The 13,436-nt window shown below is 71.1% G+C and carries 12 protein-coding genes; 4 read left to right on the top strand and 8 right to left on the bottom strand.

All coding sequences use genetic code 11. The annotated features are described in order from the left end of the window. Positions 1 to 25: 25 nt before the first annotated feature. The 4 genes from FJQ56_RS15215 to FJQ56_RS15200 form a co-directional block, all read right to left on the bottom strand. Positions 26 to 289 carry a hypothetical protein gene (locus FJQ56_RS15215; RefSeq protein WP_140010383.1) on the bottom strand — a complete coding sequence of 88 codons (264 nt, stop codon included), beginning with the start codon at positions 287 to 289 and terminating at the stop codon, positions 26 to 28. 54 nt (positions 290 to 343) lie between these two features. After that, a complete protein-coding gene (locus FJQ56_RS15210) occupies positions 344 to 2,137 on the bottom strand; it encodes a peptidoglycan-binding domain-containing protein (RefSeq protein WP_140010382.1) in 1,794 nt (597 codons plus the stop codon). 235 nt (positions 2,138 to 2,372) lie between these two features. Further along, positions 2,373 to 2,642 carry a hypothetical protein gene (locus FJQ56_RS15205; protein WP_140010381.1) on the bottom strand — a complete coding sequence of 90 codons (270 nt, stop codon included), beginning with the start codon at positions 2,640 to 2,642 and terminating at the stop codon, positions 2,373 to 2,375. 69 nt (positions 2,643 to 2,711) lie between these two features. Beyond that, complete coding sequence (locus FJQ56_RS15200) at positions 2,712 to 3,554, bottom strand: hypothetical protein (protein ID WP_211351046.1); 843 nt, start codon at positions 3,552 to 3,554, stop codon at positions 2,712 to 2,714. Positions 3,555 to 3,738: 184 nt separating this feature from the next. Between FJQ56_RS15200 and FJQ56_RS15195 the strand changes: the two genes are divergently transcribed. From FJQ56_RS15195 to clpX, 4 genes are all read left to right on the top strand, one after another. Further along, positions 3,739 to 4,965: an esterase/lipase family protein gene (locus FJQ56_RS15195; RefSeq protein ID WP_140010380.1), complete on the top strand. Its 1,227-nt coding sequence runs from the start codon at positions 3,739 to 3,741 to the stop codon at positions 4,963 to 4,965. A gap of 440 nt (positions 4,966 to 5,405) precedes the next feature. Next, positions 5,406 to 6,044 (top strand): ATP-dependent Clp protease proteolytic subunit, encoded by a 639-nt coding sequence (locus tag FJQ56_RS15190; protein ID WP_246084176.1) that lies wholly within the window; start codon positions 5,406 to 5,408, stop codon positions 6,042 to 6,044. A 7-nt stretch (positions 6,045 to 6,051) separates the two neighbouring features. Continuing rightward, the gene (locus FJQ56_RS15185) at positions 6,052 to 6,657 is read left to right on the top strand and encodes an ATP-dependent Clp protease proteolytic subunit (protein WP_140010379.1); all 606 of its coding nucleotides are present in this window, start codon (positions 6,052 to 6,054) and stop codon (positions 6,655 to 6,657) included. A gap of 148 nt (positions 6,658 to 6,805) precedes the next feature. Beyond that, a complete protein-coding gene (gene clpX / locus FJQ56_RS15180; RefSeq protein ID WP_140010378.1) occupies positions 6,806 to 8,104 on the top strand; it encodes an ATP-dependent Clp protease ATP-binding subunit ClpX in 1,299 nt (432 codons plus the stop codon). Positions 8,105 to 8,265: 161 nt separating this feature from the next. Here clpX and valS read toward each other — a convergent pair whose 3' ends face one another. From valS to FJQ56_RS15160, 4 genes are all read right to left on the bottom strand, one after another. Next, positions 8,266 to 10,884 carry a valine--tRNA ligase gene (gene valS, locus FJQ56_RS15175; protein WP_140010377.1) on the bottom strand — a complete coding sequence of 873 codons (2,619 nt, stop codon included), beginning with the start codon at positions 10,882 to 10,884 and terminating at the stop codon, positions 8,266 to 8,268. 94 nt (positions 10,885 to 10,978) lie between these two features. Next, the gene (locus FJQ56_RS15170; RefSeq protein WP_140010376.1) at positions 10,979 to 11,659 is read right to left on the bottom strand and encodes a hypothetical protein; all 681 of its coding nucleotides are present in this window, start codon (positions 11,657 to 11,659) and stop codon (positions 10,979 to 10,981) included. Further along, complete coding sequence (locus FJQ56_RS15165) at positions 11,656 to 12,192, bottom strand: SigE family RNA polymerase sigma factor (protein ID WP_140010375.1); 537 nt, start codon at positions 12,190 to 12,192, stop codon at positions 11,656 to 11,658. Before FJQ56_RS15165 ends, FJQ56_RS15170 begins: the two co-directional genes overlap by 4 nt. Before the next feature lie 59 nt (positions 12,193 to 12,251). Beyond that, the gene (locus FJQ56_RS15160) at positions 12,252 to 13,352 is read right to left on the bottom strand and encodes an NAD(P)-dependent alcohol dehydrogenase (protein WP_140010374.1); all 1,101 of its coding nucleotides are present in this window, start codon (positions 13,350 to 13,352) and stop codon (positions 12,252 to 12,254) included. Between the last annotated feature and the right edge of the window lie 84 nt (positions 13,353 to 13,436).

Here is a 13,436-nt window from a genome sequence, read left to right as displayed (position 1 = left end):
CGTCCGCGACGCGGACTAGTTGGAGCTAGTTGGAGACCTGCTCCTGCTCCTGCGCCTGGTTGTTGATCAGGGTGGAGAACTCCTGGAGCGACTGGGTGACCTTCTGCAGCATGGTGACGTAGTCGCTGCTCCAGGTGTCGCGGGTGCGGTCGGCGTCGGGGCCGATCCAGTCGAAGCCCTGGATGACCTGGGTCATCTTGCCGCTGAGCGCCTCGAGCTCCTGCGAGCCCTGGTTGATCTGCTGGGACGCCTGGCGACCGGCCTCGACATCCATACCCTTCATGGCCATGGAACTGCTCCTTCTGTCGTTGAACTACTTGATGGGGTGTTAGGGGCGGGTGCTTCAGTTGCCGCCGGAGCCCATGCGGGACCGGACGTGTGCGGTGGCCTCTGCGGCCGTGATGACACCGTTGTGGTCGGTGTCCAGTCCCCGGTTGGGGCCGTAGTTGCGGTCACCCTGGGTGAACAGGGGGTTGTCACCGGAGGAGGGGTGACCGGCCAGGATCGAGGTGTAGACGCTCTCGAGGTCGTTGAGCCGGCCGCGGTAGGGCTGGAAGTACTGCTCGACGTAGTCGAGCTGCTGGACCGGCGTCATCTGGGCGAGCTGGCCGGTGGTGGTGCCCATCCCCTTGGCGGTGTCGGACATGAACTGGATCAGCCCGGTCGCGCTGCTGTGGGGGTTGCGCACGTCGCTGGAGAACCGTCCGCCGGTCTCGAAGCTCATCGCCGCCATGATGTGCTCGGGACGGGCGCCGAGGCGCTGGGACATGCCCTCGACCTTGCGCAGGAACTCCGGGGTGACGTTGGCGTTGCCCTGCACACCGGTGATCTGGTTGTAGTCGTAGCCGGTCGGCGAGGTGTAGCCCTGGCCGGTCTGCACCGGCAGCGGGTGGTCGGCGCGGTAGGCGTCGTAGGCGGCCTGGGTGTTGGAGCCCCAGGCGCCGTCGGCGCCCTTGGTGTCGTAGCCGGCCGACGTGAGCCGCTCCTGCAGCTCCTTGACGCCCTCGCCGCGAGAGCCGCGGCCGTTGGTGCTGGAGAGCTGGTCGATCTTGGCGTCGCTGCCGCCGCCGTTGCGGCTGGCCAGGGCCGCGCCGCCGAGCCCGAGGGCGGCCGCGCCACCGGCGATGCCGGCCGCGGCGCCGTACGACGGCCCGCCGTCGGAGGCCGCCCCGGTCGGGGTCGCGTGGCCCATGCCGCTCGAGGTGCCGAGCGACTCGGCACCGGGCGCGGCGCCGCCGAGGCCGCCGTCGGCCACGGGGCCGGAGTGGGAGGTGGGGCTGCCGGAGCCGCTGTCGATGCCGCCGCCGCCGAGGGCGGTCGACTCGCCGCCGCCCCCACTGGGGGCACCGCCGCCGGCCGAGCCGCCGCCCGTGCCGCCTCCGGAGCCGCCGGAGTCGAGACCGCCGCCGCCGATGCCGCCGCTGGGCGAGACACCGACCTCGCCGCCGAGCTTGGTGGGCGAGATCCGGTCGGAGTCGACGCCGAACTCGCCGCCGACGTTGCCGACCTGGAGGTCGGGGGTGGAGCCCGAGGCTGTGGGGGTGCTGCCGATGCCCTGGGAGGTGCCGATCGTGCCGCCGCCGGTGCTGGTGCCGACGTCGGCGGGCTTGTCGCCGTCGAGGTCGATGCCGGTGTCGATCATCAGGTGGCCGTTGTCGCCGATGGTCAGGCTGGGCCCCTCGGTCGTGGCACTGCCGCCGAGCGGGGTCCCGCCGGCCGAGCCGGTCGCGCCGGTGCCGCCCGCCTCGGGCGTCGTGGTGCCGGCCGCGGTGCCGCCGAGCGGCTCACCCTGGTAGGGCGTGACCGGTGCCGGCAGCGCCGGGGTCTGGTAGGTGGGCAGCGAGCCGTAGTCGACGGTGCCGCCGTCGCTGGCGGTGTCCTGCGCCTCGGCCTGCGAGTTGAGGACCTTGGCGAACAGGCCGAGGGCCTGCGAGATCTTCTCGAGCCACGGGACGACCGTGGTCTCGAGGTACTCGGCGTAGGCGAGGCTGGCGCCGCCGGAGAAGAACGACGCGGCCTTGAGGATGGCGATCAGGGCCTTGAGGAACATGATCACCTGGTCGGTGGTCTCCTTGCCCTGCTCGAACTCCTGTCCGACCTCACGCAGCTCGTCGGTGTCCGCTCCGATCAACGCCATGACGTGCTCCTGTCCGAGATCCGTGGTGGGCCGATCAGCCCGGTACCGAGGAAACTAGGCATGGTCGGTACTCACGGTCGAGAGCGAGTCGGGTGGAAACTTCCGTTCCCTGGAGCCGGTCGGGCTCAGGAATCCGTCGTCCTACATGCCACGAGCCACCGGAAACGTGTCCGGTGGCTCGGGTCGCTGTGCTGTTCGGTTGTGGGGGTGCTGCTGGTGGTGCCCGTGCGGTTGGTCAGGAGCTGACGGAGTCCTGCTGGTCGGCCTTGTTGATGAGGTAGGTCGCCTGCTGCTTGATGTCCTCGCACGCGGCGTTGGCGTTGGGGATGAACTGGCTGCCGATGTCGTCCTGGATGCGGTCCTTGTCGGAGCCGATCCAGCTGGTGCCCTGCACGCGGGCCAGCAGCTTGGCGCAGACGTCGCCGACCACGGCGGCGTGGGAGTCCATCTGGTTGGCCGTCGAGCGGGCCGCTTCGGTGTCCATGCCCTGCATGTTGTTCGCCATGGTGCGTCTCCTCGAGGTGCGGCGGGGTCCGGGTCGCCTGTGACGGTAGGTCGGCGACGACCGGCCCCGCTAGGACACGACCGGTGGAACCTTCCGGGCCGAGGCCGCCCTCTCGACGGTCTCGAGGTCGTCGACGGTCACCAGGCGGACCTCGGCGGTGCGGCGCCCGATGGCGAAGCGGACGTTCTGGGCCCGACCGCGACCGGCGTTGAAGGGGTCCTCCTTGGGGCCGAACGCCAGCCCGGAGATGGTGCGGATGGCGTCGTCGACGCGCTGGGCGCGCTCGAGGTTCCAGGCGTAGCCGTGCCAGCCCAGGACCCGCTCGTAGATCTCGCGGTTGGACGGCGGGCGCGGGTAGTCGTCGGTGCCGGTCAGCCAGGGCTCGGCGAGCGCGAGGGCGACGTACCACTCCCGCGAGAGCGGGGGGAGCCGGGGCGCCGGGGCCGTGGCGGTGGCGTCGAGGTCGGCGTAGGGATCGTCGGGCGGTCGCGGCCGGTCGGCGAGCACGGGCACGGAGGTCGCGACGTCGACGGTGATGGACAGGTCGTCGTACGTCGTGGGCCCGGTCTGGCGCCCACGCATCACCACGAGCTGGTTCTCGCCCTCGTCGAGCAGCAGCGCCATGCCCTCCGCGAGGGTCACCCGACGGGCGCCACCGGGGGCGTCGAAGAGGCTGGACACCTGCGTCTCGCCTGAGCCGTGCCAGCGCAGGCGGGCGATCTCGTCGCCCACGACGAGCTCGCCCAGCAGCCGGCTCACGTGGGGGGCGCAGCGGGGGAGGGCGATCGCGGTGACGCGCAGCGCGTCGCTCGGGTCGTCGTCGGGGACGGCGTGGTGGGGGGAGCGTCCGAAGAGGAGCGTCTCGCCGGACCCGAGGATCACCGCGGGGAGCCCGGCGCCCTGCAAGGTCACGCGGAGCACGGCACCACACCACGCCCGAGGTGTGCCCGAGAAGCCGTCATGAATCGCATCCAACCACAGGCGTCCCACGGGGATGTGTCGTTCGAATGACGGGCCGGTGGCGCGGGTGGGATCGACGGGGAGGACCATGCCCTCACGAGTGAACAGATGTTCACCGAATTGGTAGCATGCGGACGTGCCGACGACCACGACGACCACCGTGACCCCAGTGGCCCCGGTGTCCGGCGGCCCGGGCGTGCTCGACGCGCTGTCCCTGCTCGCCGAGGTCACCGACGAGCTCGTCGTCAGGAGCGTGCGCGACACCCACCTGGCCTGGGCCGACCGGGCCCACGGCCTGACCCGGCGCGCCGCCGAGGCGTCCGGTGTCGCGGGCGCGGTCACGGCGGTGCCGCAGGTGGTGCACCGTGGCATCGCGGCCGCGGTCTACGGGGGCCTCGGTCGCGGCCTGCGCGCCGCCTCGCGCGGTCTCGACACGGCGGCGGCCGCCGACCTGGGCCCCCGGCTCGAGGCGACCTCGCGCGGGCGGTTCGTGTCGGCCGCGGTCAACGGCCTCATCGGCGACCGGCTCCTGGAACAGCGACCGCAGCTCGCGATCCCGATGGCCGTACGCCGCCACGGGCGCGATGTCGCGCCCGAGCCAGACGCCCTGACCGAGGCCTTCCCCGACGCGACCGGCCACCTGGTGCTCTTCCTGCACGGGCTGTGCGAGAACGAGGACTACTGGAACCGTGGCCGCGAGCACCGCGGCACCACCTACGGCGAGGCCCTGGCGGCCGACGGGTGGTCGCCGCTCTTCCTGCGCGTCAACACCGGGCTGCCCCTGCGCGAGAACGGTGTCGCCCTGACCGCGCTGGTCCAGCGCCTCGTCGAGTCGTGGCCGGTGCCGGTCACCCGCATCGCCCTGGTGGGCCACTCGCTGGGCGGACTGGTCGTCCGGGCGGCCGGCGCCGTCGCCGCGGCCCCGGGCTCGCCGGACTGGAACACCCTGGTGACCGACGTCGTCACCCTCGGCACCCCCCACCTCGGCGCCCCCATCGCGTGGGGCATCGGGCACGGCAGCCGCGGCCTGCAGTGCCTGCCCGAGACCGCCGCCTTCGGACGCATCCTCGACTGGCGATCGACCGGGGTGCACGACCTGGTCGCCGGCCTCGCCGAGGACGTCCCCCCGCTCCCGCACGCCCGCTACCGGCTGGTGTCGGCCACGGTGACCGAGTCGGAGCGGCACCCGGTGGGCCACGTGGTCGGCGACCTCCTGGTCCGCCCGCGCTCGGCGTACGGCCGTGACCGCAGGGGCGGTGAGCTGTTCCCCGGCGCCGACGTCCTCCACGTCGGCCGGACCGACCACTTCGGGCTGCTCAACCATCCCGACGTGCTCGTCGCGCTGCGGCGCTGGCTGTCCTGACGACACGGTCGTCCGTGGTCGGGTCGAGCGCCGGTCCACCACGGTCGTCGAGCCGGGCGAGCGTCACCCCACGGTCGTCGAGCCGGGCGAGCGCCACCCCACGGTCGTCGAGCCGGGCGAGCGCCACCCCACGGTCGTCGAGCCGGGCGAGCGCTAGCGAGCCCGAGTCGAGACGCCCGCAGCTGCGGACCGACCTGCCCTGTTCCTGCGGTGGTCTCGACGCGCCCGTTCCGGCCTCGTTCCTCGGCCGGAGGGCTTGCTCGACCTGCGCCCCCGACGGTGCGCTGCTCGTTCCTCGCAGCCCACCTGGCGGCTTGCTCGACCTGCGCCGCCGACGGCGCCCGGCTCGTTCCTCGCCGCGCGCCTGGGGCTTGTCTGCTGATGGCGAACAGCGCGGGATCTGCCGTGTTGTGTCCCCGCTGCGGGCTAGTGTCGGCGAGGTGAACCACTACGCCCAACAGACCGGCCCCACCCTGGGTGGCGGCGGCGGTCTCAACGTGCTCGACGACCACATCTACCAGCGCCTGCTGCGCGAACGGATCGTCTTCCTCGGCTCCGAGGTCCGCGACCAGAACGCCAACGCGATCTGCGCCCAGCTCCTCCTGCTCTCCGCGGAGGACCCCGAGGCCGACATCTTCCTCCACATCAACAGCCCCGGTGGCTCGGTCGACGCCGGCATGGCGATCTACGACACGATGAACTACATCCCCAACGACGTCGCGACCGTCGGCATGGGCCTGGCCGCCTCGATGGGCCAGTTCCTGCTCTGTGCCGGCACCAAGGGCAAGCGCTACGCCCTGCCGCACGCGCGGATCATGATGCACCAGCCGTCCTCGGGCATGGGCGGCTCGGCCTCCGACATCAAGATCCAGGCGCAGCAGTCGCTGCACATCAAGAAGGTCCTGCTCGACCTCATCTCCGAGCACACCGGCCAGCCCGTCGAGCAGGTGATCGCCGACGCCGACCGCGACCGGTGGTTCACCGCCGAGCAGGCCCAGGAGTACGGCCTGGTCGACCAGGTCATCACCAGCGCCCGCGAAGCGGCCGACGACGGGCGCCCCGCGCGCCAGAAGAACTGAGGTAGCGATGAACTACTACATCCCGCAATGGGAAGAGCGCACGTCCTACGGCTTCCGCCGCATCGACCCCTACGGCAAGCTGTTCGAGGAGCGCATCATCTACCTCGGCACCCCGATCTCCGACGACGTGGCCAACGCCGTGATCGCCCAGCTGCTGTGCCTGCAGTCGATGAACCCCGACCAGGACATCAGCATCTACATCAACTCGCCCGGCGGCTCGTTCACCGCGCTGACCGCGATCTACGACACGATGCGCTTCATCAAGCCCGACGTGCAGACGGTCTGCCTCGGCCAGGCGGCCTCGGCCGCGGCCATCCTGCTGGCGGCCGGCACCCCGGGCAAGCGCCTGGCCCTGCCCAACAGCCGGATCCTCATCCACCAGCCCTACACCGAGGGCACCTTCGGCCAGACCTCCGACATCGAGATCCAGGCCAACGAGATCCTGCGGATGCGCGACCTGCTCGAGAAGATGATCAGCGAGCACAGCAGCAAGTCGGTCGAGGAGGTCAGCCGCGACATCGAGCGCGACAAGATCCTCACCGCCGAGCAGGCCGTCGAGTACGGCCTGATCGACTCGGTGCTCGAGTCGCTCAAGACTCCCGCCCTGGCCTAGGCCAGCAGCGGCGACGTCCGCCCGTTCGCCGTGTCCGCCCCCTGTCAGGGGGCGGCACGGGGTACCGTCGGGCAGATCGCCCGCAGCACCCGCACGTCTCGTTCCACCCCCACTCGCACAGCACGTCGTCAACCAGGAGGACTCGCCCGTGGCACGCATCGGTGACGGAGGCGACCTGCTGAAGTGCTCGTTCTGCGGCAAGAGCCAGAAGCAGGTCAAGAAGCTCATCGCCGGTCCCGGCGTCTACATCTGCGACGAGTGCATCGACCTGTGCAACGAGATCATCGAGGAGGAGCTGAGCGAGGGTACCGAGGTCAGCCTCGACGAGCTGCCCAAGCCCAAGGAGATCTTCGAGTTCCTCAACTCCTACGTGATCGGCCAGGAGCAAGCCAAGAAGTCCCTCGCCGTGGCGGTCTACAACCACTACAAGCGGGTCCAGGCCGGGCTGCAGCCGACCTCGGGCCCCGACGGCAAGGGCAAGCACAGCAAGGACGAGGTCGTCGAGGTCGCCAAGTCCAACATCCTGGTGATCGGTCCGACCGGCTGCGGCAAGACCTACCTGGCCCAGACGCTGGCCCGCATGCTCAACGTGCCGTTCGCCATCGCCGACGCCACCGCCCTGACCGAGGCCGGCTACGTCGGCGAGGACGTCGAGAACATCCTCCTCAAGCTGATCCAGGCCGCTGACTACGACGTCAAGAAGGCCGAGACCGGCATCATCTACATCGACGAGATCGACAAGGTGGCCCGCAAGGCCGAGAACCCGTCGATCACCCGCGACGTCTCCGGCGAGGGCGTGCAGCAGGCGCTGCTCAAGATCATCGAGGGCACGACCGCCTCGGTCCCGCCGCAGGGGGGCCGCAAGCACCCCCACCAGGAGTTCATCCAGATCGACACCACCAACATCCTGTTCGTGGTGGGCGGCGCCTTCGCCGGCCTCGAGCACATCATCGAGCAGCGCGTCGGCAAGAAGACGCTCGGCTTCACCGCCGAGATCCGCGGCGTCGAGGAGAAGGCCCAGGAGGACCTGCTGGCCCTGGTCCGCCCCGAGGACCTCACGAAGTTCGGGCTGATCCCCGAGTTCATCGGCCGGCTGCCCCTCATCGCCAGCGTCAACAAGCTCGACCAGGCGGCGCTGGTGCAGATCCTCACCGAGCCCCGCAACGCGCTCACCAAGCAGTACCGCAAGCTCTTCGAGCTCGACGGCGTCGAGCTCGAGTTCACCGACGAGGCCATCCAGTCGATCGCCGACAAGGCCCTCGAGCGCGGCACCGGCGCCCGCGGCCTGCGCGCGATCATCGAGGAGACCCTCCTCTACGTGATGTACGACGTCCCCTCGCGCGCCGACGTCGCCAAGGTGGTCATCACCGACACCGTCGTGCTGGGCGAGGCCGAGCCGACGTTCGTCCTGCGCGAGCCCGAGGCCAAGAAGAAGAAGTCCGCCTGAGACCCAGCCCGGTCGGGCCACAGCACCCACCACCACGCCGACCCGTCGCCCATGGGCGACGGGTCGGTCTGCTTTTCACGCTGACCCGTCGCCCATGGAGGACGGGTCGGTCTGCTTTTCACGCTGACCCGTCGCCCATGGGCGACGGGTCAGCGAGGGACTCAGGCGTCGGTGGGGGCGAGGTCGGCGGTGACGGCGAGGTCGCCGGCGTCGACTGCGGTGTAGACGAGGTCGCCGGTGATCTTGCCGGCGGCGCGCAGGTCGGGCTCGGCGAGTCGTACGGCGGCCAGGACGGCCTCGGGGGCGGTGATCTCGACGCGGGACAGCTGGGCCTTCATGCCCACCTTGGCCTGCGACTTGACGCCGCGGATGCCGGCCAGGGCGGCGGCGACGTGGTCGACCAGCGTGGGGTCGGCCGCGGCGGCCGCGCCGAGCTCAGCCGGCACCGGCCACGAGGCGTGGTGGATCGAGCCCGTCTGCCACCACGACCAGACCTCCTCGGTCACGTAGGGCAGGAACGGGGCGAGCAGGCGCAGCTGGACCTGGAGCGCGATCGAGAGGGTCGCGCGGGCCGACTCGCGGGCCGAGCTGGCCTCCTCGGCGTACGCGCGCTCCTTGATCAGCTCGAGGTAGTCGTCGCAGAACTCCCAGAAGAACTTCTCCGACGCCTCGAGCGCGGTCGTGTAGTCGTAGGCGTCGAAGGCGTCCGAGGCCCGGACCACCACGGCGGCGAGCCGGGCGAGCAGGGCGCAGTCGATCGGCTCGGTGACCCGGGCCGGCTCGAGCGGGCTGGCGCCGATGTTGCCGAGGACGAACTTGGAGGCGTTGAGCACCTTCATCGCCAGTCGGCGCCCCACCTTCATCTGGGTCTCGTCGAAGGGGGAGTCGAGGCCCGGGCGTCCGGTCGCGGCGCGCCAGCGCACCGCGTCGGCGCCGTAGGTCTCCAGGAGCTGCTCGGGGTCGATCTTGGTGTTGCCCTTGGACTTGGAGATCTTGCCCTTGCCGGTGCCGGCCAGGACGAACCCTGAGATCAGCGCGGTCGACCACGGCAGCCGCCCGAACTCGGCGTCGGCGCGCACGACGCGCGAGAAGAGCCAGGTGCGGATGATGTCGTGGGCGTGGGTGCACAGGTCCATCGGGAAGACCCGGTCGAAGAGGTCCTGGTCGCTCTCCCACCCGCCGGCGATGAGTGGGGTGAGCGACGAGGTCGCCCAGGTGTCCATCACGTCGGGGTCGCCGAGGAAGCCGCCGGGCCGGCCGCGCTGGCTCTCGTCGTAGCCGCGCGGGGCCTGCGTGGACGGGTCGACCGGCAGCTCGGCCTCGGTGGGCGTGAGCGGGTGGGCGTAGTCGGGGGCGCCCTCGTCGTCGAGGGGGTACCAGACGGGGAACGGGATGCCGAAGAAGCGCTGGCGCGAGATCAGCCAGTCGCCGTTGAGGCCACCGACCCAGTTGTCGTAGCGGTGCTTCATGTGGGGCGGGACCCAGCGCAGCTCACGACCGCGGTCGAGCATCTCGGTGCGCAGCGCCGTGTCGCGACCGCCGTTGCGCAGGTACCACTGGCGGGTGGCGACGATCTCGAGCGGCTTGTCGCCCTTCTCGAAGAAGTTGGCCATCCGCTGGGTGGGCTTCGGCTCGCCGTCGAGGTCGCCGCTGGTGCGCAGCAGGCCGACCATCGCCTCACGGGCCGAGAACGTCGTCTTGCCGGCCAGCTCGGCGTACGCCGTCGCGGCCTGCTCGCCGGACAGCCAGTCCGGCGTCTCGCGGGTCAGCCGGCCGTCGCGTCCCACGACGGTGCGCACGGGCAGGTTGAGCTCGCGCCACCACGTGACGTCGGTGAGGTCGCCGAAGGTGCAGCACATGACCAGGCCCGAGCCCTTGTCCATCTCGGCCCCGGGGTGGGCCACGACCGGGATCTCGACGCCGAAGACGGGGCTGGTCGCGGTGGTGCCGAACAGCGACTGGTAGCGCTCGTCGTCGGGGTGGGCGATCAGCGCGACGACGCTGGGGATGAGCTCGGGCCGCGTGGTCTCGATGAACAGCGGTGAGCCGTCGGGGGCGTGGAAGGCCACCCGGTGGTAGGCGCCGGCGTAGTCGCGTGCCTCGAGCTCGGCCTGGGCGACGGCGGTCTGGAAGGTGACGTCCCAGAGCGTGGGCGCCTCCTGGAGGTAGGCCTCGCCGCGGGCGAAGTTGCGCAGGAAGGCGGTCTGGCTGACCTTCTGGGCCTTCGGTCCGATCGTCGTGTAGTGCTGCTTCCAGTCGACCGACAGCCCGAGCGTGCGCCACAGCGCCTCGAACTTCTTCTCGTCCTCGGGGACCAGCTCCTCGCAGAGCGCGATGAAGTTGGGCCGGCTGATCGGCACCTGCTTCTTGGCGTCGGGCTTCTCGGGCGGGGTGAAGTCGGGGTCGTAGGGCAGCGACGGGTCGCAGCGGACGCCGTAGTGGTTCTGCACCCGGCGTTCGGTCGGCAGGCCGTTGTCGTCCCAGCCCATGGGGTAGAAGACGGCCTTGCCGCGCATCCGCTGGTAGCGGGCGATCAGGTCGGTGTGGGTGTAGGAGAAGACGTGGCCGACGTGCAGGCTGCCGCTCACCGTCGGCGGCGGCGTGTCGATCGAGTAGACCTCGGCACGGTCCTTGGTGCGGTCGAAGGCGTAGGTGTCGTCGGCCTTCCACTGCGCCGACCACTTGGCCTCGAGGCCCTCGAGCACGGCCTTGTCGGGTACGACGGGCGCGGCGGGTGGCGCGCTCGTCGTGTCCGTGGGCTGCTCCGGGTTCTCGGTCATGCCCGAAATCCTATGGGGCGTGTCCGGTGGATGACGCATCGGTTACGCCGACCCGTCGCCCGTGGGCGACGGGTCGGCGTCACCGCACCGGTGCCTAGGTGGGCTCGGGCTCCGTGGGCCCGGGCTCCGGCTCGGGTTGCGTGGCGGCCTCGACCGTCCTCAGCGTCGACTCGACGTCGACCTCGTGACCGTCGAGGGTCACGCTCGCGCACCGGGTCATGGTCGCCCCGACGGACACGGTCGACCCGTCGGGGTAGGCGACGACCAACGTCCACGGCATCGGCGCCAACGAGATCGCGGCGCACTCCGGATCCATCGCGAACTCCGGCTGCGCGGCGAGCCGGTCGACCAGGGCGTCCACTCCCGTGGTGACAGGTGCGGTCGGCAGCAGGAACTTCCCCAGGTCGCCGGCGGTGTCGAACGTCGCCGGGCACAGTCGCAGCGACGTGGCGCCGTCGGGGAAGTCGGCCTTGGTGCTCGTCTCGTCGAGGACGGGCGGCTCGGCCGGGCACGGCGGGGGCGCGGGGGTGGTCGTCGGGGCCGGGTCGTCGGCGACCTCGGTGCCGCGGTCGGGGTCGTCGCCCGACGCGAGGACCGAGACCCCGACGCCGATCCCGACCACGGCGACCACCGCCGCGGCCAGCACCAGCCGGCTGCGGCGTCGTACGACGACGGCGCGCTCGCGCACGGCGGACGTGCGCGCCGCGGCCGGGAGGTCGGGTCGGTCGGGGGCGGTGCTGTCGAGCAGCTCCTTGAGGCGGTCGTCGTAGGTCATGAGGGTTCTCCAGGCAGTCGGTCGGTGAGCGCGGGGGAGGAGCGCAGGGCCGCGATCGCGCGGGACGCCTGGCTCTTGACGGTGCCGACGCTCACGCCGAGCGTGTCGGCCGTGCGTTGCTCGGTGAGGTCGTCGAAGTAGCGCAGCACCAGCACCGCGCGCTGGCCCCGGGGCAGGGCGGCCAGGGCCGTCAGCACGTCGCGGCGTACGTCGACCCGGGTCGACTCGTCGCTCGTCCCGGCAGCGTCGGGCAGGTCGGCGGTCGGCACCTCGCCTCGCCAGCGACGGCGCCACCAGTCGGTGTAGGTCGTCACCAGCGCCCGGCGCACGTAGGCCTCGGCGGTCTCTGACGAGCGGTCGTCGAGGCGCTCCCAACGACGCCAGGTCTTGACGAGCGCCGCCTGCAGCAAGTCCTCGGCCTTGTGCCGGTCACCGGTCAGCAGGTAGGCGCTGCGCCACAGCGCCGTCGATCTCGCCGCGACGAAGTCGTCGAAGCTCACGCCCGTCTTGGGCTGGTCCACGATGGTCTCCATGCCTCACCCCTTCACCTGTCACGACGAGGCGGGTGGCGGGGATGGTTGTCAGGGAGAGGTCACCAGACGAGGACGGGTTTGACCACCTTCCCGGCCAGCACGTCGGCGACGGCCGCGTTGATCTCGGTGAACGGGTAGGTCGTGATCAGGTGGTCGACCTCGAAGCGGCCGTCGGCGCGCATCTGCAGCAGCCGCGGGATCATCTCCAGGGGATCGGAGTCGCCCTCGATCGAGGACCGGACGACCTTGCCGTTCTGGAGCAGGTCGATGGCGTCGATGGCGTACTCCTCGGCACCGAGGCCCAGCGCCACGAGCGTGCCCCGCGGGCGCAGCGCCTGCTGGGCCTGCTTGACGACGGTCGAGACGCCGGTGGTGTCGATGGCGTACGCCGCGCCGCCGCCGGTGAGCTCCTTGACCCGGTCGGGCACGCTCTGCTCGCCGAGGGCGGTCGGGTCGACGCGCACGGCGCCGTACTGCTCGGCGACGTCGAGTCGGGCGTCGAGCAGGTCGACTGCGACGACGGTCTCGACCCCGGCGGCCTTGGCCGCGACGATCGCGGCGATGCCGACGGCGCCGACGCCGAAGACGACGATGCTCTGGTCGGGGCGCGGGTCGAAGACGTTGAGCACGGTGCCGGCGCCGGTCTGGAAGCCGCAGCCGTAGGGCGCGAGCAGCGTCAGGTCGAGGGAGTCGTCGACGACGACGCAGTTGTCGGCGTAGGCGAGGGCGTGCTGGGCCAGGCTGGACTGGCCGAAGAACGAGCCGTAGAGGGGCGCGTCCTCGGCGAGGTGGTGGGTGGTCGAGCCGTCCATCCGGAAGCCCATGTAGTTGAGCATCAACGCGTTGTCGCAATAGCCCACCGCGCCCTCCCGGCAGGGACCGCAGTGCCGGCAGGAGCGGAAGCTCAGCAGCACGTGGTCGCCGACCGCGATGCCCTCGACCTCGGCACCGACCTGCTCGACGACGCCGGCACCCTCGTGGCCGAAGACCCGCGGGAACATCTCGGCCGGCAGCGTGTCGCGCAGGGAGATGTCGGTGTGGCACAGCCCGGTCGCGACCAGCCTGACCAGCACCTCGTCGGCGCGGGGCTCGTCGAGCTCGACCTCCTCCAACCGGAACTCCTGGCCTGGCTCGTGCACGACTGCCGCTGTGGTCCGCATACCTGCAACCTAGAACGTGTTCTCGTTTCGGGGAAGGGTCGTCCACGCCGACTCGGCGGGCGTATGGCGGATCCCTAGACTCAG

The organism is Nocardioides plantarum, assembly GCF_006346395.1.
GTDB lineage: Bacteria > Actinomycetota > Actinomycetes > Propionibacteriales > Nocardioidaceae > Nocardioides > Nocardioides plantarum.
Note: the sequence above shows the minus strand (reverse complement) of the source record. Positions and strands in the feature narration are given on the sequence as shown.